Below are 23764 nucleotides of genomic sequence, written 5' to 3'. Positions count from 1 at the left end.
CCCATTCCTTACGACCCAAGCCAAGAGGGATCCGGGGCTTGAATATTTGGATTAATTTTTTCGGATTCACCTAATGGCCCAATGAAATCAGCCGATCTTGTTGTGAGAGGGGTCCCAACCTTCATTCGATTAGAGGGCAGCTATAGCCCAGTTTTGTATTTTCTTCGTTCATTGATAAGCAACCCACTGCCGCCATCAATAACTGGTAGAAGCAGAAAGAAAATGATCGAACCCGAACGGATCGTCTCCCTTTCCCGGGAAGTGGAGTCTCTGGCGAATCGTGGTGTCAGTGATATACAGGCAATCACTCGCCAAACTCGATTGCTGGCAATCAATGCACTCATTGAGGCGGCGCATGCAGGCAAGGCCGGGATGGGGTTCTCGGTTGTGGCCGAAGAAGTCAAAAATATCTCCGAACGTATCTCGAAAATTGCCAGCGGGCTGACCGAAGACTTGCAGGTTTCGGTCAATGAACTGACAGCGCTCGGTCGCGGTATGTGCTTTGACGTACGGGGTCAGCGATTGGCTGATCTGTCGCTTAACATGATCGAGATCATCGATCGAAACCTTTACGAGCGCACATGCGACGTGCGCTGGTGGGCAACTGATGCATCGTTGGTAGACGCGCTGACCAATCGCTCACCAGAAAGCTGCGTCTATGCCAGCGAACGCCTTGGCATCATTCTCGACAGTTACACCGTGTACTTAGATATCTGGGTCGCTGACAGCAGTGGACGAATCATAGCGTCGGGCCGACCTGGGACCTTTGGCAGAGTCATCGGAGCCAATGTCGCGAACGAGCCTTGGTTTAAAAGAGCAATGCTTCACTCTTCAGGTGATCAGTATTTCGCTGGCCAAGTAACTGCCGAGCCGCTTCTGAACGACTCACAAACCTGCGCATTCAGTGCTGCTGTGCGCAGCAAGGCCGGTAAACAGACGCCTGTGATTGGCGTTATCGGGATTTTTTTCGACTGGAGAAATCAAGCCGATTCCGTTCTAAAAGGAGTTCGCTTGAGCGAGGAAGAACGCCCGCGAAGTCGATTGATGATAATCGACGACAACCACAGGATAATTGCTAGCTCAGATACACAGAATCATCTGGGCGAAAGCGTCGAGTTAAAGACTAAAGCCACCCAATCGAGCGGATACAGCGTCCTGAGTAAAAACCTCATTCAGGGCTACTCGATAACGCCAGGCTTTGAAACATATCCGGGTATGGGGTGGCTAGGCGTAATCGAACAGCATTTGCCCTCGATTGACGCGTAACCCAAAGCGCTTGAGCGTTACCAACGCGCTGGACGAGCACCGCTAGCTCGCTTAGCAGATCTCTAAGCCTGGAAAACTATTTGACTGAAATGGGTGACTCTACCTCCACCAATATTCGCAACCTGCTGGAGGGGCGGATTAATTTGGTGAGGAATCTGGCGCAGAACATTGCCAGGGAGCCTGCCAATGCCGAGACGCTGATGGATGAGAGCGTCGTGACCTCAAGTTTTCTCACCGACTACCTAGGCAAGGTCGACGGCAGTTTCAGTATTCGTCCGAACACCAAGATGCCCGATGGTTATGACCCGCGCTCCCGCCCTTGGTACAAGGACGGTATGAACGCCAGCGGCGCCATACTGACTGAGCCCTATATTGATCTGGCCACCAACAAGATGGTCATTAGTGTCATCAGTAAGGTTTCCAGCAGCATCGGTGTGGTCGGCGGCGATCTGGCGCTGGATGGCCTGGTGGAACTCATCAACTCGTTGAACTTTGGCGGCATGGGGTATGCGTTCCTGATCAACGAGCAGGGCAAGATACTGGTCCATCCGGACAAAGCGCTGGTCATGAAGTCGCTTTCGGATTTGTACCGTACACACACACCGAAACTTTCCGGCGAGCTGACCGAGGTCCAGTTCAACGGGCAAGCCCGCTTGCTGACCTTCGCACCAATCAAAGGGCTACCTTCCGCCAACGGGTACATCGGCCTCTCTATCGATAAAGACAAGGCTTACGCGACGCTGAGCCAATGCCGATATTCGGCGGTGATTGCCACCAAAGATGCTCGAGGAGCGGCAAGTCGGCGCGCGGGATTCGGTCAGCACCATGGGCGACAGCCAGCGCCATAGCCAAGACAGCATGGAAATCGCCAACCTGGTCGGCGAGCGCTTGAACAGCAGGCGGCACGGCTGAAGCATCTGGTGGGCAGTTTCCGCATCTGACCTATTCCAAGCACCGATCCATAGACGTTCACAGCCGCCTATGAATCCCCAAGAAGCCCGCCTCGTGCGGGCTTTCTTGTTTCTGCCATTACACTCTGTGGCAGGCATGGATGGCGCGGTTACAGCATGCGCAAATCCAACGGGTATTCGACGATGACCCGCAGCTCGTCAACGTTGGAGTCGTAGTTACCGAAATCGCCTCCCACACGGTGCGTGGCTTGAAGTACCTGAAGCTTCAAGTCCTTTGCCGGGCCGCTCTGAACGACGTAGCTCGCCCAGAAATCGCGCTCCCAGTGCTTGCCGTCACTGACGCTATTGAACGCCGTGTAGCCGCCCGTTGCCCGTGTGCCATCAATGTTGTCACCGCGCAGGTAGCGGCCCGTGAGGCTAAGCCCCGGTAGACCCAACCCGGCGAAGTCATAGGTATAGCTGGCCTGCCAGGAGCGTTCGTTGGGGTTGTTGAAGTCCGACCATTGGGAGGCGTTGTCGAGTTCCAGGTCGTAGGTGTTCCACACGTAGTCGAACGGCGAGTCACCACGCACTTGCTCGTATGCCAGCAGAAAACGGTTGAATCCGACATTCAGCCCCAGGTGAGTACTCCAGCTATCGTTATCGATTTTCCCGAGCAAGGCCTCGCCACTGTCACGGGTGCGGTAGTAATTGAGCCCCGTATCCCACGTGATGGTGGGGGTGAGCCTTTGCTTGAAGTCGACCCGGGCAAAGGACTGGTTCCAGACGTTATCCAGGCGGCTGGTGTGCAGCTTGAAACTCCAGTTGTCGTTGAAACGATAATCCGCGCCGATGTACTGGACATTATCCGCCCCGGTCAAGCGACCACCGTAGACCGTGCCCAGGTCGCCGCTATGGTTGACGCCGCTGCGATCGCTGGACGCCGTCAGTTTGCCGCCCTCAATTTTCAAGCCGGCGATGGAGGTGTTGTCGAAGATCAGACCGGTCAGGGTTTGCGGCAACAGGCGGATATCACCGGCATGGAGTACCGGGCTGGTTGGGGATACATCGCCGTATTTGACCACCGTATCGAACGCTCGCACCTTCACGGCGCCGCCGGCCTTGCCCCACTCATCCTTGGGCTCGCCGTTATTGTCGCCTTTACGCGGAATCAACCCCGGCCCGCCGACACCGTTGCCCACTACGCCATCACCGCCGTCGAGCTTGACCCCGAACTGCCCGTAAGCATCGACCCCAAACCCCACGGGGCCCTGGGTAAAGCCGGATTCAAAGCGCCCGATCACCGCATGCGCCCATTCCGCCCGGCGACTCTGGGGCGCGCCCGTGTGAGGGTTGGTTGCACTGCTGCCATTTCGGAAGTCCTGACTGAAATAGAAATCCCGGTTGAGAATGTTCAAATGGCTATCTTCAATAAATCCATTTTCATTTTTATCACTGTCGGCCCATGAATAACCGGGCGTGGTAACGGCAAAAAACGCAGACAAAGCGGCCACTTTACGCATGATGTTCTCTTCAAATTATTAAGGCGGTAGGGATGCAAAAAATGCTGATCCTTTCGCAACAATCCGAAAATCATGCCAATCCAATAAAAGCATATATTTCAATTATTTAGACCAACTTAACGACTATTTTTCGGGCGTATTAATCCGCACTTTGTGAACTCGGTGTTGCACTGCAAACACTTGGCACACGTTAAACTTGTCTGGCGCACAAACAAAAAAAGGAAAGGCTTATGGCCTTTCCTTTTTCAACACGCAACACCGCCTAAGCCTGCGCAGCGCCCAGGTAATAGTTCTGCATTTGCTTACGTGTCGCCAGTTCGGCTGCCGAACCTTCATCCACTACCCAACCGTTCTCCAGCACAAACGCGTAATGCGCGTAATCCAGGGCGATGTTGATGTTCTGCTCGGCCACCAGCAGGCTCAACCCCTCATCGCGATTGAGCCGGGCAAGGATCTCGAAGATTTCTTCGACCACCTGGGGCGCCAGGCCCATGGACGGTTCGTCCAACAACAACAGGCACGGCTCGGACATCAGCGCGCGACCGATGGCGACCATTTGCTGCTCGCCACCGGAGGTCAGGCCCGCCAGGCGTTTGCGCAGCAGGCGTAACCTGGGGAAGTAGCCGTAGATGCGCTCCAGACGCTGGTTCAATACCTTGCGCGACGGTCGCCCGGAAAAGCCGCCGATCAGCAGGTTCTGCTCGACCGTCAGGTGGGTGAAGCAATGTCGCCCTTCAAGCACCTGGGCCAACCCCGACAGCACCAGGTTGGCGGGGTCGCTATCGGTGACCACTTGCCCTTGGTAAACCACCCGGCCCTCGGTCACTTCACCGCGCTCTGCGCGCACCAGGCTGGAGATGGCCTTGAGGGTGGTGCTTTTGCCCGCACCATTCGCCCCGAGCAACGCCACCATCTGCCCCTTGCCGACCTTTAGCGTTACGCCGCGCAAGGCGAGGATCGACTGTTCGTAGAAAACGACGACCTGCTCGACGCTCAGCAAGGGCGGGGTGGCGTATAGGCTCTGGCTCATCGGACCTTATTGCTCCTGGCTGCAATTGCGCGGGGTGATGCCTTTTTCCTTGGCGTACTGGGCGGCGGAAGCCTCGATGATCGGCCGCAACAACGCACGGTCGGCCTGGACCCAGTCGCTGATCAGGTTCCAACGCTGGCCGTCCCATTGCTGAAAGCGCACCGCACCGCCGCCTTCATGATCGGCGCACGACAACTTCAACGGCTGCACCAGGCCCTTGGCGCCCAATGCCTGCAAGCGCGCATCGTCGAGGTTCAGGTGTTCGAAGCCCCAACGCACCTGCTCGCCGGTCAATGGCTTGGCGCCGTATTTTGCCTGTGCAAGGCGCACGGCTTCGACGTTGAGAATGCCGTTCACCACACCGAGGTTGTAGTACACCGTACCGAAGCGCTTCGGATCGGCCAGGTTGCCCTTGCCGGCGTCCACCACGCTTTGCTTGATGCCCTGCAGCACCGGGAAATCTGTGCCGGAAGGGTGGGTAGTGATGGAAATGAAGCCTTTGGCGGCCGCGCCTGCCGGCACCACGTCCTCTTCCGAGTTGCTCCAGATGTTGCCGATGATGTGATCCACCGGGTAACCGACCTTTTGCGCGGACTTCAGCGCCACCGGATTCATCACCCCCCAACCGCGCAGGATCACCCAGTCCGGCTTGAGGCGACGGATATTGAGCCACTGCGATTGCTGCTCGTTGCCGGGGTGCGGCACTTCCAGCAGGGTCAGTTCGAAACCGGCGTTTTTCGCCAGGGTTTCCAGGACGCCATTGGTTTCCTTGCCATACGGCGAGCCGTGGTAAAGCACGGCGATCTTCTTGCCTTTGAGTTAGTCGGCCCCGCCTTCGCGCGTGCCGATGTAGTTGATGATTGCCGAGACTTCCGAATACGGGTTGAGCTGCAGCGGGAACACGTAAGGGAACACGCTACCGTCGGTGGAGTCGGTGCGACCGTGGTTGATGGTGATCAGTGGCAATTTGTCGGCGGTCGAACGTTCCAGCGTCGCGTAGGCAATGCCCACCGACAACGGGTTGGTCGCGGCGGCCGGCGCACCATTAAGGCCACCCTTGAGGCGCTCGTAGCATTCCACGCCCTTCTCCACCACATACTCCGTTTCGCACTCGCTCCAGGTCAGCTTGACGCCGTTCACCCCACCCTTTGCGTTGATGTATTGCAGGTAGTCGATAAAGCCGCCGAAGAAGCCGGTGCCACCGGCGGCGTAGGGTCCGACCCGATAGCTCTGCAAGGGGAAGTACTGTTCGTTGTCGGCGTGAGCGCCGGCACTGAGCCCGGCGGTGATCAAGGCCAAGCCTAATAGCAGGCGACGCAGCGGTGTGCGGTGAGTCATGAAGGCAATTCCTCGTGAACGAAGGATGGGGGGTCAGGGATGAGAACAATCAGTAACGCAACGGCCAGATCCGGGCCCGTTGGCGAAAGCGTTGCCACAGTCGGGCCAGGCCCTCGGGTTCCTTGATCAGGAAAGCGATAATCAACGCGCCAAAGAGCATTTTCTGGATGTTTTCCAACTGACCGGAATCGATCAGCCCGCCGGGCAACAGCCCGAAGAGGTTGGCCAGCAGAATCGGGAACAACACGATGAAAGCGGCGCCCAGGACATTGCCGAGCACACTGCCCAGGCCGCCGATAATGATGATGAAGAGCACTTGAAATGAGCGGCTGAGATCGAAGCCGTGGGGCTCCACCGTGCCCAGGTAGGCAAACGCCCACAGCGAACCCGCAACCCCGAGGTAAAAGCCACTGATGGCAAACGCCAGCAGCTTGGCCTTGAACAGGCGGATGCCGATCACGGCGGCGGCGGTGTCCATGTCGCGCACAGCCATCCAGTTGCGGCCCAACTCGCTGCGCACCAGGTTTTTGCCCAGCCAGAACAGCACCACGACCACCGCCAGGGTCAACAGATAACGCCCACGGGGCGAACTGAAATCCAGCCCCGCGATGAGCAGCGGTGGCGAGGTGATGACCCCGGAGGCGTTGTCGTTGGTAAACCAACTGAACCGGGTCAGTACCCACTCCACCACGAACTGCGCGGCCAGGGTCGCCACCAGCAGGTAAAAGCCCTTGATCCGCAGGCTCGGCAAACCGAAGACCACAGCCACCAGCGCAGCGATCACCCCACCCAGCGCGAAACTCACCAGCAGCGGCAAACCCGGCACGCGCAATTGCAGGTTGTAGGCGGCGAACGCACCCACCGCCATGAACGCCGCCGACCCGAGGGACAGCTGCCCGGCATAACCGGTCAACAGGTTCAACCCCAGGCCCGCCAGGGACAACACCAGCAGCGGCAGCAGAATCGCGCTGAACCAATAGTCATTGCCCAGCCAGGGCACCGCAATGAAGGCAAACCCCAAGAGCAGCCACAGGCCCACGCGGTCCTGGCGCAAGCGGAACGTGCGCCGTTCCATCGCATAAGAGGTGCTCAGTTGACCGGCTTCTCGATAAAGCATGAAGGCATTCCTTGAAAAAAATCAGACCCGTTCGATCGCCCGCTCGCCGAACAACCCGGCAGGCCGCACCAACAGAAACAGCAAGGCGAGGACGTAAGGCACCCAGTTTTCGATGCCGCTGCCGATGACCGGGCCGAGGTAAATCTCCGCGACTTTTTCCGCCGCACCGATGATCAGCCCGCCGACAATCGCCCCGCCGATGGAGGAAAAACCGCCGATGATCAACACCGGCAAGGCCTTGAGCACCACCAATGACAAGGAAAACTGCACCCCCAGACGAGCGCCCCAGAGCAACCCGGCCACCAGCCCGACAAAACCTGCCACCGCCCACACCAGCGCCCAGATGCGTGGCAGTCGGATGCCCACGGCCAGGGACGCCAACGGATCATCGGCAACCGCGCGCAGCGACAAACCGACTCGGGTCCGGTTGAACAGCAGCGACAAGGCGATCACCAAAGTGGCCGCCGTTCCGGCAGCAAACAGGTCGAATTGCGAGAGCAACATGCCGCGGATTTCCAGCGGCTCATCGGCGATGCCCAATTCCAGACCGTGGACTTGAGCCCCCCATAGAAACTGCGCAAAACCTTCGATCATGTAGGACAGCCCGAGCGTGGCCATGAACAGGATGATCGGTGCTCGATTGACCAGGGGCCGCAGCACCATTTTTTCGATCAGCAACGCCAGCACCACCATGCTCGCCAGCGTGATGACAAACGCCCACGCGAACGGGAAGCCGCGTTCGAGCAGGCTGACAAAGGTCAGCGCGGCGAACAGCACCATCGCCCCCTGGGCGAAATTGAACACGCCGGAAGCCTTGTAGATCAGGACAAAACCAATTGCCACCAGGGAGTACATGACGCCCGCCAGCAGCCCGCCAATCAGCACTTCGAAGAAAAATTGCATGTTCAGTGGCTCTCCGCACGGGAACGCCGCGTGCCCAGGTAAGCGGCGATCACATCGGGATTGGCACGCACTTGCTCGGGCGTGCCATCACCGATCTTGCGGCCGTAATCGAGCACGACCACGTGGTCGCACAAGCCCATGACCACCCCGATGTCGTGTTCGATCAGCACCACGGTGGTGCCGAACTCGCGGTTGATGTCGCGGATGAATTGGCTCATCTCGTCCTTCTCTTCAGCGTTCATGCCGGCCATGGGTTCATCCAGCAGCAGCAACCTCGGCTCAGCGGCCAGGGCGCGGGCCAGTTCGACACGTTTCTGCAAGCCGTAAGGCAGCTTGCCCACCAGCACATGGCGCCAGGGGTGGATGCGCAGGAACTCGATGATTTTTTCCGCGTGACGGCGCTGCTCGTCGTCCTCGCGAGGCGCACGGCCCAGGCGCAGCACCTGCTCGATCCAACTGCTGCGGAGCTTGAGGTTGCGGCCGGTCAGCACGTTGTCGAGCACGCTCATGCCCTTGAACAGCGCGATGTTTTGAAAGGTCCGCGCAATACCGCGCTCGGCGGCCTGGTGCGGGCGCATACGGCGCCGGGCCTGTCCGGCATAGGTGACACTGCCGCTCTGGGCCTGGTAGACGCCGTTGATCACATTGAGCAGCGAACTTTTGCCCGCGCCGTTGGGGCCGATCAATGCACAGATTTCCCCGGCCTTCACGGCGAAACTGATGGAGGTAATGGCCTTGACCCCCTTGAACGACAGGGAGATGTCATCGAGCCGCAGTAATTCGGATTCAGTGGTTGCGCTCATGGGGCTCGTCAGACGGATTGAGAAATCAGGGGGATGCGGGTATCGGCAGGTTCCTGCCGGGCGGAAGGTTCCTGCCAGTTGCCCGGGTGGATGCCCAGGGCACCAAAAAAAGCGGCGCTCTCTTGGCTCAGCGCGGGCCCGACCAGCAACGGCACGCGCAGGCGGCTCATGCCCAACACATCGAGCAAGGGTCTGCGGATCAGCCAGTAGCCGAGCCAGCGGCGGAAAGCCTGCGCGTCCGGCACCATCGCCCAGCGGTACAACCGATGACCGAGCGTGCCGGGTAACGGCAGACGCTCTCGCGCCCACTGCTCCAGACGGGCATAGGACTCACGCGTGCCCAGCACCAGGGTTGGCCCCAACTCACGGCGGTCGGTGTCGCGCGTGGCCATGGCTTCCGGGAAATTCAGGCAGAACCCGGCACAGAGCCAGGGCGCCAGCAGGTAACGCGCCTGACCGCTGGCGGCGAACACACGGGCCGCCAAGGCTTCTTCGGCGCCGCTCAGGTGCTCGCGCGCTACCAGCTTGCGGGCGCCCCCCAGCAGCTGCGCATGGCTCAACCGTAGGGAAGGCCCGTGCGTATCGGCATGGAACACGAAGGCGATAGCCGCCGGCTCAGTCGCGCAGACCGGCGGTTCCGCCGCCACGCCAGAGAACAAATCGGCGTAAGCGCTCAACCCCTTCCCTTCACCGGCATTCAGGCCGCGCCCGTCGAGGAACAGCAGCACACGGGGTGGAAGATCGGCATGCCGGACCTGCTGCACGGCATCCAGGGCTTCGGCCAGCACGAAGCTCGGTCGCAGGCGGGCCAGCAATGCGCGGTTGTCGCGTTCGGGGTCCAGCAACGTGACACTGCCGCCCAGCCACTGCGCGGCCAGGGCCAGCAACAAAGCTTCGGAACGCGCCTGGCTGATGATCAGTAAATCGTCGTGGCGACCGAACCCGCGCTGATGCAGCGCTGCCGCAAGACGGCCAACATCCTGCGCCAACTCGCTCCAACTGCGGGCGTGCCAGATGCCCAGGCGCTTGTAGCGCAGGGCTACCGCCGAACCTCGGGTTTGGGCTTGCTGTAACAACGCCAGCGGCAGTGTCTGGGCCATGGGGACTCTCCTTCAGAGTGCTATACAGCCACTTTTGCAGTCTCCATGCCAAGATTTAAATTGTTATTTATCAACGAGTTATATGCATTTTGCGGAAACAATCATGTATTGATTTGGCACAGCCTGCTTAAAGCCTGTTGCCCAGCGAACACTTCTCTCTTTGCGCACAACTGTTTGCCGGGCAACAGCGTTTCAACACTTGCCCGCTTCCAGCGACAGTCATCGCCCCACAAAAACCAATCATTACCTTATAAATCAATAAGTTAACAAATTGGTACGATGCTTGCTCTCTTGGAACTATCGGCCACAGCCACAGACTTGTTCCAACAAGCGCCTCTATAGAGCCGTGCCGGCCCTGCGTTGCACAACCTGCTGCCGTCTTACCTTACCCAAGGCAGCGGGCTTCTTATTTTTGCAGCGAGGAGCGTGTTGATGAGTCTTGATATCTTTTGGTTTCTGCCCACGTCCGGCGACACCCGTTATCTGGGCCGATCCGACAGCGGCCGCCCGGCCACCAACAAATACATGCAGCAAATCGCGGTAGCCGCCGAGAGCCTGGGCTATGACGGGGTGTTGATTCCCACCGGCAGCAGTTGCCTGGACCCGTGGATTACCGCCGCCAGCCTGGTACCGGTCACCCATCGCCTGAAGTTGCTGGTGGCGCTGCGCACCTCGCTGGGCAACCCCACGGCGTCGGCCCGTCAGGCGGCCACACTGGACCAGGCCAGCAACGGCCGCTTGCTGCTCAACGTCGTACCCGGCGGCGATGCCACCGAGTTGGCCGCCGACGGTATTTTCCTCGACCACGACCAACGCTACGAAGCCGCTGGCGAGTTCCTGACCGTTTGGCGTCGCTTGCTCAGTGGCGAGGTGGTGGATTTCACCGGCAAGCATGTGCGCGTCGAAGGGGCGCAGAACTTCTTCAAACCCATACAGCAACCGCACCCGCCCCTGTATTTTGGCGGGTCGTCCCCTGCTGCCCATGAACTGGCGGCCCAACAGGTCGACGCCTACCTGACCTGGGGTGAACCGCCGGCGGCCGTGGCCGCGAAAATCGCCGATGTGCGCGAGCGCGCGAAAAAATATGGGCGCACGCTGCATTTCGGTGTGCGCCTGCATGTGATCGTGCGTGAAACCAACGAGCAGGCCTGGGCGGCGGCCGAAGAACTGATCAGCCACCTCGATGACGATGTCATCGCCGACGCGCAAAATAATTACGCCAAGATGGACTCCGAAGGTCAGCGCCGCATGGCCGCCCTGCATGGTGGACAGCGCGACAAGCTCGAGGTCTCGCCCAACCTGTGGGCCGGTGTCGGCCTCGTGCGCGGAGGCGCCGGCACGGCGCTGGTGGGCGACCCTCAGACCGTGGCCAAGCGCCTGCAGGAATATGCCGACCTCGGCGTAGACCGCTTTGTACTGTCCGGCTACCCGCACCTGGAAGAGGCTTTCCGCTTTGCCGAACTGGTGTTCCCACTGTTGGGCAAACAGCCTGTCACGGTCCGCGACCAAGTACTCACCGGCGGCGCGTTCGACGTGCGGGCCGGCCACACATCGGTCAAGGACGAGGCCACGGCATGAACGTGATTGATATGCGCTGCCGCCCGGCGTACCTGCACGATTTTTTCGGCGCCACCCCAGGCAGCGCCGAGACCGCCACCGCCCGCTGGCTGAACCGGCGGGTGGGCACGCATGGCGACGACGAGCACTTCGCCCGCTCGCGCACACCCCAGGGGTTTCTCGATGAAGTGCGCGACGCCGGGTTGAGCCGGGCGGTGGTGGTCGGTCGGCACACGCCCGGCCAGCATCTGCCCAACGACCTGATTCACAGCATCGTGCGCGACCACACTGAGTTGCTCGGCATCGCCAGCATCGACCCGGCGCTGCAGGGTATCGACGGCGCGCTGGGCGAGATCGAGCGCGCCATCTCGGCGCTGGGCCTGGCCGGGATCGACCTGGAGCCAGGGTTTGGCGAACCGGCCAGGCGGCCGGATGACCCGTTGTACTGGCCGATCTACGAGCATTTGCAGGCACACGGCATTCCGCTGTTTCTGATGAGCGGGCCGACCACCCCGGACCCCGCCTTCAACAACCCCGAACACCTGGCCAAGGTCGCCCGGGCGTTCCCGCAGCTGTCGATCGTCTGCTACCACGGCTACTGGCCCAACGTGCAGCAAGCGCTGGGCGTGGCGTTTCGCTACCCGAACATCTACCTGGTGCCGGACATGTACCTGTTCCAGCCCGGCAGCGACGCCTACGTGCAGGCGGCCAACGGCTTTCTGGCAGAGCAGTTGCTGTTCGGCTCGTCCTATCCGTTCCGCCCGATTCGTCAATCCATCGAGGATGTCCTGCGCCTGGGTTTCAAACCCGAGGTACTCGACAACGTCCTCTACGGCAATGCCGCCCGGCTGTTTGGGCTGTAGAACACCTCGCGCTACACGCTGGGACCGGCCGTCATCCAGGGGCGGCCCGGCGCCGTTTTCAACTTCAAGGAGTTCCCCTGTGACCACCCCCAACGATCCTGTGCTCGTCGCCCGCCGCCTGGCGGCCGACTGGGCCAGTACGGCTGCCGAGCGTGACGAGCGCGGCGGCACGCCGAAACGCGAGCGTGATGCCCTGCGCGACAGCGGCCTGTTGACCCTGAGTATTCCCCGTGAATTCGGCGGCCTCGGCGCCAGTTGGAGCGACACGCTGAACATCGTGCGCGAGTTCGCCAAGGTCGACAGTTCGATGGCCCACGTGTTTGGTTTCCAACACTTGATGCTGGCCACTGTGCGCCTGTTCTCGCGGCCCGATCAGTGGCAGCCCTGGCTGGAACAAACCGTCCGCCAGCGCTGGTTCTGGGGCAACGCCCTCAACCCGCTGGACACCCGTACCGTGGCCACGCGTATCGACGGCGGGCGGGAGTTTTCCGGGATGAAGAGCTTTTGCTCCGGCGCCAGCGACTCCGACCGGCTGATTGCCTCGGCGTTGGAGGACAGTGGCGCAGGCAAACTGCTGATCGCCGCGATCCCTACCGACCGCGTCGGCATTACCCTGCTCAACGACTGGAACAATATGGGCCAACGCCAGACCGACAGCGGCAGCGCCCGTTTCGAACGCGTGCGCGTGGCCGAGGATGAACTGCTGCTGGACCCGGGCCCGCTGAGCACGGTGTTTTCCGGGCTGCGGCCGCTGTTGGCGCAACTGACGTTCGTCAACCTGTTCCTGGGCATTGCCGAAGGCGCCTTTGAGCAGGCGCAGCACTACACCACCCACGAAGCACGCGCCTGGTTCAAGTCCGAGGTCGACCGGGCGGTCGACGACCCATATGTGCTAGCCCACTACGGCGAGTTCTGGGTCGGCCTGGAGGCGGTACGCGCCCTGGCAGAACGGGCCAACGCGTTGTTCGACAACGCCTGGAACCGCGGCGAACAGCTGCGCGCCGAGGAGCGCGCGAACCTGGCCCTGGCCATCGGCAGCGCCAAGGTCCATGCCACCCGGGTGGCCCTGGACCTGAGTTCGAGGCTGTTTGAGGTGACAGGCGCCCGCGCCACCCATGCCTCGCGGCGCTTTGATCGCTACTGGCGAAACCTGCGGACCCAAACCTTGCACGACCCGGTGGACTACCGCATCCGCGAACTCGGCGAGTGGGCCTTAAAGCAGAAACCGCCAACGCCGAGCTTCTATTCCTGAGGCTCGCGATCACGGCCAGGCAGGGTCGGTGTTCGCCACCGTTCACCAAAACAACAAAGTGTTACCCAGTGATAGGCGCCCGGCCCAAAAGCCGGAAAAAACCCAGGTATTACAGCCCTTTAGCACTCGGCATGAACTATGCAATCACCCCTTTAAACCACGATTGGACCGCCGTGCGTGCCCCATGAATCAAGACAACTGGAGTTAATCGACTATGGCTTCCCGCATAATCCTCAATGCGTTTGAAATGACCTGCGTGAGTCATCAGGCCGCGGGCACCTGGCGTCACCCAGACAGCCAGGCATGGAAATACAAAGACATTGATTACTGGGTGGAGTTGGCCAAGCTGCTTGAGCGCGGCTATTTCGACTCGGTGTTTATCGCTGACGTCGTCGGCGTCTATGACATCTATCGCGGCTCGGTGGAAACCTCCTTGCTTGACGCCGATCAGGTGCCGGTCAACGATCCCTTCTTTCAAGTGCCAGCCATGGCCACCGTCACCAAGCACTTGGGCTTTGGCGTGACCTCGGCGCTGACCTATGAACAGCCTTACGCCCTGGCGCGAAAGTTCTCGACCCTCGACCATCTGACCAAGGGCCGCGTGGCGTGGAACGTGGTGACCTCGTACCTCAACAGCGCGGCGGTCAACCTGGGCCTCAAGCAACAGATCTCGCACGACGAACGCTATGACATCGCCGATGAGTTTCTGGACGTGACCTACAAACTGTGGGAAGGCTCCTGGGATGAAGACGCGGTGCTGCGTGACCGTGAGCGCGGGATCTTTACCGACCCGAGCAAAGTCCACCCGATCGGTCACAAGGGCAAATACTACGATGTGCCGGGCATCCATTTGTCCGAGCCGTCGCCACAGCGCACCCCGGTTATTTTCCAGGCCGGCGCCTCCAGCCGTGGCCGCGCCTTTGCCGCCAAGCACGCCGAAGGGGTGTTCATCAGCCCGGCCACCGCAGAACAGGCGCGCGAGGTGTCCGATGACATCCGCAACCGCGCCGTGGAAGCGGGACGTAGCCGTGATTCGGTCAAGGTGTTCACGCTGTTGACGGTGATCACCGCTGAAAGCGATGAAGCCGCGCAAGCCAAATACCGCGACTACCTGAGCTATGCCAATGGCGAAGGCATGTTGTCGTTTTATGGCGGCTGGACCGGCATCGACTTTTCCGAATACGACCCGGACCAACCCCTGGAGGCGATCGACAACGACAGCATCCGCTCGGTGCTGGAACTGCTCGCCACCGCCGACCCCGACCGCAAGTGGACGCCACGCGACATCATCAAACACCGCAGCATCGGCGGCCTAGGCCCGGTGTTGGTGGGCGGCCCGAAAACGGTGGCCGACGAGATGGAGCGCTGGGTGGACGTCGGCGGTATCGACGGCTTCAACCTGGCCTATGCGATCACCCCGGGCACGTTCGAAGACCTCGTTGAGTTCATCGTTCCGGAGCTGCAACGCCGGGGCCGTGTCCGCACCTCCTATGAGGGCGACACCCTGCGCGAAAACCTGCTCGACGGCACTTCGCCGTATGCCGCCGATGACCATCCGGCGGCACGTTATCGCGGTGCATTCAAAACCGGCGCCAACGCCACCGATCACACCAAACCGTCCAAATTCTCTGACCTGACTTGACGCTTATCTGCGCTGAAGAGGAAGCCATTCCATGTCCAGTTTCGCCACGCTGAACACACTGTCTGTCGGTACGGATTACGCAGCGCTCGCCGCGCGTTTTCGGCCGATCTTTGCGCGTATTGCCGAGGGCGCGGTCGAGCGCGAACGCACTCGCACACTGCCGTTCGAACCGATCAAATGGCTCAAGCAAGCCGGGTTCGGCGCCGTGCGTGTCCCGGTCGAATTCGGCGGGGCCGGCGCCTCGCTGCCGCAACTGTTCCAACTGTTGATTGAACTGGCGGCTGCCGACTCCAACGTGACACAAGCCCTGCGCGGGCATTTTGCGTTTGTCGAAGACCGCCTCAACGCCCAGGCATTCAGCCCGCAGAACGCCTGGTTCGGGCGGTTTGTGGCCGGGGAGCTGGTCGGCAATGCCTGGACCGAAGTCGGCGACGTGAAGATCGGCCAGGTGATTACCCGCATCAGCCGCCAGGGCGAGCAATGGGTCGCCAACGGCACCAAGTTCTACAGCACCGGCAGCCTGTTCGCCGACTGGATCGACCTGTACGCCCAACGGGACGACACCGGTGCCGATGTGATCGCGGCGGTCCGCGTGCAGCAACCGGGTGTGCGTCAAAGCGACGATTGGGATGGCTTCGGTCAGCGCACCACCGGCAGCGGCACTTCCGTGTTTGAAAACGCAGTGGTTGAAGACGACCACCTGATCGACTTCTCCACGCGCTTTAAATACCAAACGGCGTTTTACCAACTGACCCTGCTGGCCGTCCTGGTCGGGTCGGGGCAGGCGGCCGTGCGAGAGGTGGCCCAACAGGTACGTGTTCGCACCCGGGTGTTCAGCCATGGCAATGCCGCGGCGGTGCGTGACGATGCGCAGGTGCAGCAGGTGGTCGGCAAGGCCTCGGCGCAGGTCTACACGGCCGAAGCGGCTACCCTGCGCGCCGCACAGGCCTCACAACGCGCCTACGTGGCGCACTTCGCCAAGGATGCGCAAGCCGAACGCGAGGCCAATATTGCGGCAGAGCTGGAGTCGGCCCAAGCGCAAGTGGTGATTGCCGATCTGGTGCTTCGCGCCACCAGCGACCTGTTCAACGCCCTTGGCGCATCCGCCGCACGCACGAGCCTGCAACTCGACCGACACTGGCGCAATGCGCGCACAGCGGCCTCACATAATCCATTGATCTATAAAGAGCGGATCATCGGTGACTGGGAGATCAATGGCACCGAACCGCCCTACGTGTGGCAGATCGGCGGTGGCGGCCAGCAAAACCACGCGCAGAAATAGCGCCGGACTGTGTAAACCGCGACCTGAAAATGCCCCGGCCTGTCGGGGCATTTTTTCTGAGACACAGAAAAAACTCCGCCGCCCCCTTCCCTGCAGCTTGCATGCGCGCAAAAAAACACGCCTTCTGTATTTTGACGCTCCCCAGAGCCCGCTGTTAGTGTCCAGCCTCCCACCACGCATGGAGTACACCACGGTGAAACTGGACATCTACCAAGTCGACGCCTTCAGCCAACACCCCTTCGGCGGCAACCCCGCTGCGGTGTGCCCACTGACCGAATGGCTGAGCGACGCGCAACTGCACAACATTGCCGCCGAAAACAACCTCTCGGAAACCGCGTTCTTCGTGCCCCGTGGCGACTTCTATGAGTTGCGCTGGTTCACCCCGCAAGTCGAAGTGGACCTGTGCGGCCATGCCACGCTCGCGGCGGCGTGGGTGTTGATTCACCAGTTGCCGGATGCGCCTCAAGTGCTGCGTTTTGCCACTCGCAGCGGTGAGCTGCGGGTCACGCGCGAGGGTGATGAACTGGCGATGGATTTCCCTGCCAAAGCGCCGCAACCCTGTGAGCCGCCCGCCGGGATGTTGAGCGCCCTGGGGATTGAAAGCGCCGAGGTGTTCGGCACCGATGACTACATCGTGTTGCTGGAGGACGAAGCCCAGGTCGCCGCGCTCACGCCAGACTTTGCGCGACTCAAGGGCCTGCCCAAGCGTGGGATTGCAGTGACGGCCAAAAGCGCGCGATTTGATTTTATCTCTCGTTGGTTCGGGCCGAACGTGGGCGTCAATGAAGACCCGGTCACCGGTTCGGCGCACACGTCGCTGGCACCGTTCTGGGCCGAGCGCCTGGGCAAGTCGACCCTCACGGCGGAGCAAGGCGGCACACGCAAGGGCCAGTTGCGTTGTGCGCTCAAGGGCGACCGGGTGATCATTTCCGGCAAGGCGGTGCTGTATATGCAAGGCACGATTTACCTGTAGAACGCAGTAACCCACGAACAACAGATCATTCTCAAAATGAACGGAGTTCAGCGCGTGTTTTCGATTTACCGCCGTCAGTTGACGATCATTGCCGCAGCCCTGGCCCTCGCGGCCTGCCACCCCCCCGTCAACGAACAGCCACCGGCGCCGGAGTTGGGGTCGGGCTATCGCGCCGACCTCACCACCCAGCACGCCCAGCACCATATGGCGGCCGCCGCCAACCCGCTGGCGGCCGAGGCCGGGCGTGAAATGCTGCGCCAGGGCGGGTCTGCCATCGACGCGGCGATTGCCATGCAGGCCGTGTTGACCCTGGTGGAACCGCAATCGTCCGGCATCGGCGGTGGTGCGTTCATCATGCTGTGGGACGGAAAAAACGTGCACGCGTATGACGGCCGTGAGACGGCACCGGCCGGGGCGACTGAGCGCTTGTTCCTGAAGGCCGACGGCCAGCCGATGGCGTTTACCGATGCGCAGATTGGCGGGCGTTCGGTGGCGACGCCCGGTGTGTTGCGTGCACTGGACATGGCGCACAAAAAGACCGGACGCCTGCAATGGGCCAAGCTGTTCGAGCCTGCGATTCGTCTGTCGGAACAGGGCTTCGCGATTTCCCCGCGCTTGCACAGCCTGATTGCCGCTGACCGCTTTATCCCGCACTCGCCAGACATGGCCGCCTATTTCTTGAATGCCGATGGCACGCCGAAAGCCACCGGCACCCTGCTGAAAAACCCGGCGCTGGCCGCCGTATTCAAGCGCATCGCCCAGGATGGTCCGGACGCGCTGTACAACGGCCCGATTGCCGAGGAGATCGCCCGCAAGGTGCAGGGCAACCACAATGCAGGCAGCCTGTCGGCAACCGACCTCAAGGGCTACGCGGCAAAGGAACGCGTGCCGCTGTGTAGCGATTACAAGCGCTGGAAAATCTGTGGCATGCCACCACCGTCGTCGGGCGGGATTGCCATCGCGCAGATCATGGGCACATTGCAGGCGCTGGAGGCCCGCGACCCACGCCTGGCCATCGCCCCCATGAGGCCGGTGAAGAGCGCTTCGCCGGCCGGCCTTGAGCCGGTACCCGAAGCCGTGCACCTGATCGCCGAAGCCGGTCGCCTGGCCTTTGCCGACCGTGCGCTGTATGTGGCCGATGCAGACTTTGTACCGGTGCCCGTGGCCGGCCTGGTCGCGCCGAGCTACCTGGCCCAACGCGCCGCGCTGATCGGTGAACGCAGCCTGGGCATCGCCAAGCCCGGCCAGCCGGCCGGTATCCAGGTGGCCTACGCCCCCGACCGCTCGCCGCTGCGCATCTCCACCTCGCAGGTGGTAGCGGTGGACGACTGGGGTGGCGCCGTGTCGATGACCACCACGGTGGAAGCCGCGTTTGGCTCGCACCTGATGGTCCAGGGCTTTGTACTCAATAACCAGATGACCGACTTCTCGTTTATTGCCGAAGAAAACGGCCAGCCGGTGGCCAACCGCGTACAACCCGGTAAACGCCCGCGCTCGGCCATGGCGCCGACCCTGGTGTTCGACCGCCAGAGCGGTGAGCTGCTGGCCACACTGGGCTCGCCGGGCGGGTCGCAGATCATCGAGTACGTCAGCAAGTCACTGGTGGCCATGCTCGACTGGAACCTCGACCCGCAAGCCGCCATCAGCCTACCCAACTTTGGCAGCCGTAATGGCGCAACCGAACTGGAAAGCGGTTTGTTCAGCCCCGTGTTGAAACAGGCACTCAAGGACAAGGGCCATGCGCTGAGCGAGATTGAGATGACCAGCGGTATCCAGGCGATCATTCGCACGCGCGACGCCCAGGGTAAGGTATCGCTGAGCGGCGGCGCGGACCCTCGACGGGAAGGCGAGGCATACGGTGACTGAGGTCAATCAGCGGAGAAAGCCCCTTGCAGCAGGCCAATAATCTCGGCGCCCTCGCGGGTGTCGACCATGGTTTTTGTTTGATCGACGACCCATCGCGGCCAGATGAAGTATTCATCTGCAAGCAAGTGCACAGCGCCGCGGTGATTGAGTGGCAAGCGGGCCAGGTGGCCAATACGATCGAGGCGGATGGGGTACATACAGGCCAGCACCAGCCGATCGCAGTGATCACCGCCGATTGCCTGCCCATTCTGTTCGCCGCCAAAAATGGCGAACGCGTAGCGGCCGTTCATGGCGGCTGGAAAGGCCTGCAACGCGGGATTGTCGCCACTACCGTGCAGCACTTTGCCGACGCAGGGATTGGCGTCGATCAGTTGCTGGTCGCCATCGGGCCATCGATCAAACCGTGTTGTTATGAAGTGAGCGAAGGGTTCATTGCCGAGTTCCAGGCTGACCAGGGCCACTTATGGCAACACGACCGGGCGCCATGGAGCATTGAGCAACCACGACCGCTGCTGGCGCCGCACATCACGCCCCCCCAAGCAAGACACACAGACAGTGCCTGGTTTGACCTGAGCCGGTATGGGCTGATGCTGCTGCAAGCGGCCGGGGTTCGGCGCGAACAGATCGAGGTGAGTGAAGTGTGTACGTATTGCACGTCGCCGCTGTTTGCCAGCTACCGCCGAAGGACCCATCACCCGCAGGAGACGAAGACGCTGATCTACTCGTGGATCGCTCGCAAACCCTGAGCGCGTACATCCCACCTGTGGCGGGGCCACTCGTCACAGCGCCCTCTCGGTATGTTCAGCGGCTGATTTTCAAGCCCTTGCGCCCCGCATGCCGCTCCAGCGCCAGCTCGATCAACCGGCTCACCAACTCGCTGTAACTCATCCCCGCCGCCTGCCATAACTTGGGGTACATGCTGATACGGGTAAAACCGGGCAGTGAATTGATTTCGTTGATCAACACTTCACCGTCATCGGTGAGGAATACATCGACCCGAGCCAACCCTGCGCACCCGAGCACCTCAAACGCCTCGATCGCCAGGCGGCGAATTCGCTCGCTGGCTTCAGTGCTGATATCGGCCGGGACCACCACCTGGGCGGCCTGGTCGTCGATGTACTTGCTGTCGTAGGAATAGAACCCGCTGCTCACCACGATCTCGCCGCAGCCGCTGGCGATGGGGTTATCGTTGCCGAGTACGGCGCATTCGATCTCGCGCCCCTGGACAGCGGACTCCACCAGCACTTTCTCATCAAAGCCCAAGGCCAGTTCGACGGCCGCGTGGTATTCGGCTTCGTTGGCGACCTTGCTCACCCCCACCGAGGAGCCTTGGTTGGCCGGTTTGACGAACATCGGCAGGCCTAGCGTATTCACGGCCGTTTCAAACGAGGTGCGGGCCGCGGTACGGCGCGTGAGGGTGATGAACGGGGTGACGGCAATGCCGGCGTCGCGCAGCAGGCGTTTGCTGACGTCCTTGTCCATGCACACCGCCGACCCCAGTACGTCAGAGCCGACAAAAGGCAAGTCGGCCATGCGCAGCAAACCTTGCAGGCAGCCGTCCTCGCCGAGGGTGCCATGGACGATGGGGAAGATCACATCGATGTGTTCCAGCAAACCACTGCCTGAGGTTTCCACCACTTGCTGGTTGGCCTTGCCGGGCACCACCGCCAGTTCACGATTGGATTGGTTGAGGGCGATCAGGGCCGGGTTTTCCTGGTTGATCAGGAAGTTCGAGGTGTCGTTGAGGTGCCAGTGGCCGGCCTTGTCGATGCCGATCAGGATGGGCTCGAAGCGTGACCGGTCAAGGGCATCGACAATGTTGCGCGCCGATTGCAGCGAGACTTCGTGCTCGGCCGAACGGCCACCAAAAATAATCCCTACGCGCAACTTGCTCATGATCCGCCTCGCTTTTGAAAGTAAGGCTTCTTACCACGGGTGGTCAGCGATTCGCTACCAGATGTGCGCCAAACAGCATGTAGCACCCACCGGCAAAGCGGTCGAGCCATTTACGCGAACGGCTGTAGAGGTTGGCCATGCGCGCGCTGGAAAACACCAGCGCCACGCTGGAGTACCAACTGAACGACAAGGTCGCCATGGTGATCACCGCCAGGGTCAGCAGCATCGGAGACGGTGACGGCGGCATGGTGGATGCGAAGATGGTCGCGACGAACAGTGCGGCCTTGGGGTTCGACAGGTTGCCCAACAAGCCCAGGCGCCAGGCGGAAAATAACGAACGCCGGGGTTCGTCCGGCAACAGGCTCTGGCCCATGGCCGGAGCCGAGCGCTTGAACAGTTTCAACCCGAGGTAGATCAGGTAGCAGCCGCCGATGATCTTGAACGCCAGGTACAGCATCGGCGCGGCGGTAAACAGCGACTTGATGCCCAGGCCACCCGCCAACCCCCACATGATCGTCCCGGTGGCCACACCTGCCGAGGCCACCACGCCATGGCGGCGCGAACAGCTGGCGGCGAGCTGCGCCGTGTTGAAGAAGTTGGGGCCGGGCGTGACCACTGCCACCGTCCACAGCAGGGCCAGCGAGACCAGCGGCGCCACGTAGGCGGGGTTGAGAACATCCATGGGAGCAACTCCATCAGCACAGGGCACGAACCGCGATCATAGGCCTCGCCTGCCCCCTGCACAATCGTACAAGACCCCGGCAGACAAGGGACGCAGACTGGGTTAACGTGTTTCCACCTCTTTTTGTGACAAGTCACCATGGGTAAACCCACCCCCACTCTCGACTGGCTGCACCGCGCCCCGCACGCCAGCGGCCTGGACCGTATCGAGGCGTACTTTGCCGGCTTCGCGTTCGACCCGCATCGCCATGACACCTACGCCATCGGCCGTACCTTGTTCGGCGTGCAGAGTTTTCATTATCGCGGCGACATGATCCACAGCCTGCCCGGCACGACCATGGTGCTTCACCCCGATGAGACCCACGACGGCCACGCCGGCAGTGACGAGGGCTTCAAGTACCGGATGATTTACGTAGAGCCGTCGCTGATCCAACAGATCCTCGGCGGCAAGCCGTTGCCGTTTATCCCCAACGGTTTATCCACCGACCCAAGGCTGTTCCGCGCCAGCGAAGTGTTATTGCAAAACCTGGATAACCCTATCGACCCGTTGCAGGAACAGGACGCGATGTTCGATCTGGCCCACGCGCTGAGTAACGCCTCCGGTGCCATTATCAGCCGCAAGACCTTCGATTACGTGGCCGCCGAGCGCGCCCGCGAATTTATCCACAGCGCCCTGGGCCGCAGCATCACGCTGGATGAAATCGCCGATCACGCCGGGCGCGATCGCTGGGCCTTGTCGCGGGATTTCCGTTTGCTGTTCGGCACCAGCCCCTACCGTTACCTGACCATGCGCCGGCTGGATCTGGTGCGTCACTTGCTGGCCCAGGGCCAATCATTGGTGGATGCGGCGATGACCGCCGGCTTCACCGACCAGAGCCATATGACCCGGCAATTTCGCAGCACCTACGGCATGCCGCCATCGCGTTGGGTGAAGATGCTCGGGCGCTGACCGCGCCCGCGTTGAAACACGCTCAACCACGGGGACATGCCTAGAGCTGATGCCCATCAATCGGCTGGCCGATGGTGAGGAAATGCCCACCCGCCACATGGTGCAAGGTGCGCAGCTCATCAAAACCTTCGAAGTGCCAGCGGCCATCACTGAACACGCGCTCGTCGGCATAGGCCGCGACCACTTCGCCGAGGAACAGGTCGTAGGTCTGCTGGTTGTGGGGTTCGGGCAGCAGCCGGCATTCCAACCAGGCGACGCAGCCTTCCAGCAACGGCGCGTCGGTGTATTCCCCTTGGAAAGTGTGCAAGCCATAGGCGGCGAACTTGTCGCGCTCGGTGCCGGTAGTGTTGCCGACAGTCTGCACCAGGTCGGCCTGCGCCGCGCAAGGCACTTGCAGCACGAAGGTACCGGCGCCTTCCAGCAGTTGGCGGGTCCAGGTGGCTTTGTCCAGCACCACAGCGACTTTCGGCGGTTCAAAGTCCAGCGGCATGGCCCAGGCGGCGGCCATAATATTGCGCTGGCCATTATGCGCCGCGCTGACCAGCACGGTCGGGCCGTGGTTGAGCAAGCGGTAGGCCTTGGACAGCGGAACGGGGCGACGGTGGGTAGGGCTCATGGAGGGTCGGCTCTTCAAACGTGAAAAAGCCTACGATACCTCAAGCACAAGCCCTGCGGGTCGGCTCGCGCCGCCTTGATGGCCGCGTTGAGCGCCAGCAGGTTGGTCTGTTCGGCGATGCACTGATGGTCTTGACGATGCTGCCGATCACTTGGGACTGGGCATTCACTGCCCTGCATCGGCGCTGCCGGCGTTTTCTGAAGAGCCGTTCCAGGCT

Annotated in this window: 19 protein-coding genes and 3 pseudogenes; 11 read left to right on the top strand and 11 right to left on the bottom strand. The window is 61.4% G+C overall.

Annotated features, from left to right (window positions below; all coding sequences use genetic code 11):
* The first annotated feature begins 222 nt into the window (after positions 1–222).
* The gene (locus tag AB7933_RS05230; RefSeq protein ID WP_024073255.1) at positions 223–1266 is read left to right on the top strand and encodes a methyl-accepting chemotaxis protein; all 1044 of its coding nucleotides are present in this window, start codon (positions 223–225) and stop codon (positions 1264–1266) included.
* Between the two features lie 68 nt (positions 1267–1334).
* Positions 1335–2042 (top strand): annotated as a pseudogene (locus tag AB7933_RS05225) (PDC sensor domain-containing protein); the annotation flags it as partial.
* Positions 2043–2326: 284 nt separating this feature from the next.
* Here AB7933_RS05225 and AB7933_RS05220 read toward each other — a convergent pair.
* The 7 genes and pseudogenes from AB7933_RS05220 to AB7933_RS05190 all read right to left on the bottom strand — a co-directional run bounded on the left by AB7933_RS05220 (position 2327) and on the right by AB7933_RS05190 (position 9970).
* The gene (locus AB7933_RS05220; protein ID WP_024073253.1) at positions 2327–3679 is read right to left on the bottom strand and encodes an OprD family porin; all 1353 of its coding nucleotides are present in this window, start codon (positions 3677–3679) and stop codon (positions 2327–2329) included.
* A gap of 262 nt (positions 3680–3941) precedes the next feature.
* The gene (locus AB7933_RS05215; RefSeq protein ID WP_024073252.1) at positions 3942–4709 is read right to left on the bottom strand and encodes an ABC transporter ATP-binding protein; all 768 of its coding nucleotides are present in this window, start codon (positions 4707–4709) and stop codon (positions 3942–3944) included.
* 6 nt (positions 4710–4715) lie between these two features.
* A pseudogene (locus tag AB7933_RS05210) lies at positions 4716–6047 on the bottom strand (ABC transporter substrate-binding protein).
* 49 nt (positions 6048–6096) lie between these two features.
* Positions 6097–7164, bottom strand: a complete 1068-nt coding sequence (locus tag AB7933_RS05205) for a branched-chain amino acid ABC transporter permease (RefSeq protein ID WP_024073250.1) — start codon at positions 7162–7164, stop codon at positions 6097–6099.
* A gap of 21 nt (positions 7165–7185) precedes the next feature.
* The gene (locus AB7933_RS05200; protein ID WP_024073249.1) at positions 7186–8067 is read right to left on the bottom strand and encodes a branched-chain amino acid ABC transporter permease; all 882 of its coding nucleotides are present in this window, start codon (positions 8065–8067) and stop codon (positions 7186–7188) included.
* A 2-nt stretch (positions 8068–8069) separates the two neighbouring features.
* Positions 8070–8870, bottom strand: coding sequence for an ABC transporter ATP-binding protein (locus AB7933_RS05195; RefSeq protein ID WP_024073248.1), 801 nt, complete (start codon positions 8868–8870; stop codon positions 8070–8072).
* Positions 8871–8878: 8 nt separating this feature from the next.
* The gene (locus AB7933_RS05190) at positions 8879–9970 is read right to left on the bottom strand and encodes an AMP-binding protein (protein WP_024073247.1); all 1092 of its coding nucleotides are present in this window, start codon (positions 9968–9970) and stop codon (positions 8879–8881) included.
* 432 nt (positions 9971–10402) lie between these two features.
* On the opposite strand from AB7933_RS05190, the gene ssuD reads away from it, so the two are divergent.
* The 8 genes from ssuD to pgeF all read left to right on the top strand — a co-directional run bounded on the left by ssuD (position 10403) and on the right by pgeF (position 20151).
* Positions 10403–11548, top strand: coding sequence for an FMNH2-dependent alkanesulfonate monooxygenase (ssuD, locus tag AB7933_RS05185; RefSeq protein ID WP_024073246.1), 1146 nt, complete (start codon positions 10403–10405; stop codon positions 11546–11548).
* Positions 11545–12390: an amidohydrolase family protein gene (locus AB7933_RS05180; protein ID WP_093235688.1), complete on the top strand. Its 846-nt coding sequence runs from the start codon at positions 11545–11547 to the stop codon at positions 12388–12390. The genes ssuD and AB7933_RS05180 overlap by 4 nt, the downstream gene beginning before the upstream one ends.
* Before the next feature lie 79 nt (positions 12391–12469).
* On the top strand, positions 12470–13642 hold the full coding sequence (locus AB7933_RS05175; RefSeq protein WP_024073244.1) for an acyl-CoA dehydrogenase family protein: 1173 nt from the start codon (positions 12470–12472) through the stop codon (positions 13640–13642).
* A gap of 214 nt (positions 13643–13856) precedes the next feature.
* A complete protein-coding gene (locus AB7933_RS05170; RefSeq protein ID WP_024073243.1) occupies positions 13857–15284 on the top strand; it encodes an LLM class flavin-dependent oxidoreductase in 1428 nt (475 codons plus the stop codon).
* 31 nt (positions 15285–15315) lie between these two features.
* On the top strand, positions 15316–16566 hold the full coding sequence (locus AB7933_RS05165; protein WP_024073242.1) for an acyl-CoA dehydrogenase family protein: 1251 nt from the start codon (positions 15316–15318) through the stop codon (positions 16564–16566).
* Positions 16567–16759: 193 nt separating this feature from the next.
* On the top strand, positions 16760–17539 hold the full coding sequence (locus tag AB7933_RS05160; protein ID WP_024073241.1) for a PhzF family phenazine biosynthesis protein: 780 nt from the start codon (positions 16760–16762) through the stop codon (positions 17537–17539).
* A 36-nt stretch (positions 17540–17575) separates the two neighbouring features.
* On the top strand, positions 17576–19405 hold the full coding sequence (gene ggt, locus AB7933_RS05155; RefSeq protein ID WP_093235691.1) for a gamma-glutamyltransferase: 1830 nt from the start codon (positions 17576–17578) through the stop codon (positions 19403–19405).
* Between the two features lie 23 nt (positions 19406–19428).
* Positions 19429–20151 (top strand): peptidoglycan editing factor PgeF, encoded by a 723-nt coding sequence (gene pgeF, locus AB7933_RS05150; protein WP_024073239.1) that lies wholly within the window; start codon positions 19429–19431, stop codon positions 20149–20151.
* A gap of 55 nt (positions 20152–20206) precedes the next feature.
* Here pgeF and ddlA read toward each other — a convergent pair whose 3' ends face one another.
* Together ddlA and AB7933_RS05140 are read right to left on the bottom strand one after the other, a co-directional pair.
* Positions 20207–21301, bottom strand: a complete 1095-nt coding sequence (gene ddlA / locus AB7933_RS05145) for a D-alanine--D-alanine ligase (RefSeq protein ID WP_024073238.1) — start codon at positions 21299–21301, stop codon at positions 20207–20209.
* Between the two features lie 43 nt (positions 21302–21344).
* On the bottom strand, positions 21345–21983 hold the full coding sequence (locus AB7933_RS05140; RefSeq protein WP_024073237.1) for a LysE family transporter: 639 nt from the start codon (positions 21981–21983) through the stop codon (positions 21345–21347).
* Between the two features lie 138 nt (positions 21984–22121).
* Here AB7933_RS05140 and AB7933_RS05135 point away from each other — a divergent pair, with 138 nt between their 5' ends.
* Positions 22122–22931, top strand: coding sequence for an AraC family transcriptional regulator (locus AB7933_RS05135; RefSeq protein WP_024073236.1), 810 nt, complete (start codon positions 22122–22124; stop codon positions 22929–22931).
* A gap of 40 nt (positions 22932–22971) precedes the next feature.
* Here the strand turns inward: AB7933_RS05135 and AB7933_RS05130 are convergent, their stop codons facing one another.
* Together AB7933_RS05130 and AB7933_RS05125 are read right to left on the bottom strand one after the other, a co-directional pair.
* Complete coding sequence (locus AB7933_RS05130; RefSeq protein WP_024073235.1) at positions 22972–23547, bottom strand: flavin reductase family protein; 576 nt, start codon at positions 23545–23547, stop codon at positions 22972–22974.
* Between the two features lie 50 nt (positions 23548–23597).
* Positions 23598–23704, bottom strand: a pseudogene (locus tag AB7933_RS05125) (methyl-accepting chemotaxis protein); the annotation flags it as partial.
* Between the last annotated feature and the right edge of the window lie 60 nt (positions 23705–23764).

Origin of the sequence: Pseudomonas gorinensis (assembly GCF_042015035.1) — a bacterium.
GTDB classification, from domain to species: Bacteria; Pseudomonadota; Gammaproteobacteria; order Pseudomonadales; family Pseudomonadaceae; genus Aquipseudomonas; species Aquipseudomonas gorinensis.
This window is presented reverse-complemented; position numbering and strand designations above follow the sequence as displayed.

Coding starts and splice junctions, on each gene's coding strand:
- AB7933_RS05230 (WP_024073255.1), top strand. CDS start 223: ATGATCGAACCCGAACGGATCGTCTCCCTTTCCCGGGAAGTGGAGTCT.
- AB7933_RS05220 (WP_024073253.1), bottom strand. CDS start 3,679: ATGCGTAAAGTGGCCGCTTTGTCTGCGTTTTTTGCCGTTACCACGCCC.
- AB7933_RS05215 (WP_024073252.1), bottom strand. CDS start 4,709: ATGAGCCAGAGCCTATACGCCACCCCGCCCTTGCTGAGCGTCGAGCAG.
- AB7933_RS05205 (WP_024073250.1), bottom strand. CDS start 7,164: ATGCTTTATCGAGAAGCCGGTCAACTGAGCACCTCTTATGCGATGGAA.
- AB7933_RS05200 (WP_024073249.1), bottom strand. CDS start 8,067: ATGCAATTTTTCTTCGAAGTGCTGATTGGCGGGCTGCTGGCGGGCGTC.
- AB7933_RS05195 (WP_024073248.1), bottom strand. CDS start 8,870: ATGAGCGCAACCACTGAATCCGAATTACTGCGGCTCGATGACATCTCC.
- AB7933_RS05190 (WP_024073247.1), bottom strand. CDS start 9,970: ATGGCCCAGACACTGCCGCTGGCGTTGTTACAGCAAGCCCAAACCCGA.
- ssuD (WP_024073246.1), top strand. CDS start 10,403: ATGAGTCTTGATATCTTTTGGTTTCTGCCCACGTCCGGCGACACCCGT.
- AB7933_RS05180 (WP_093235688.1), top strand. CDS start 11,545: ATGAACGTGATTGATATGCGCTGCCGCCCGGCGTACCTGCACGATTTT.
- AB7933_RS05170 (WP_024073243.1), top strand. CDS start 13,857: ATGGCTTCCCGCATAATCCTCAATGCGTTTGAAATGACCTGCGTGAGT.
- AB7933_RS05165 (WP_024073242.1), top strand. CDS start 15,316: ATGTCCAGTTTCGCCACGCTGAACACACTGTCTGTCGGTACGGATTAC.
- ggt (WP_093235691.1), top strand. CDS start 17,576: ATGAACGGAGTTCAGCGCGTGTTTTCGATTTACCGCCGTCAGTTGACG.
- ddlA (WP_024073238.1), bottom strand. CDS start 21,301: ATGAGCAAGTTGCGCGTAGGGATTATTTTTGGTGGCCGTTCGGCCGAG.
- AB7933_RS05140 (WP_024073237.1), bottom strand. CDS start 21,983: ATGGATGTTCTCAACCCCGCCTACGTGGCGCCGCTGGTCTCGCTGGCC.
- AB7933_RS05135 (WP_024073236.1), top strand. CDS start 22,122: ATGGGTAAACCCACCCCCACTCTCGACTGGCTGCACCGCGCCCCGCAC.
- AB7933_RS05130 (WP_024073235.1), bottom strand. CDS start 23,547: ATGAGCCCTACCCACCGTCGCCCCGTTCCGCTGTCCAAGGCCTACCGC.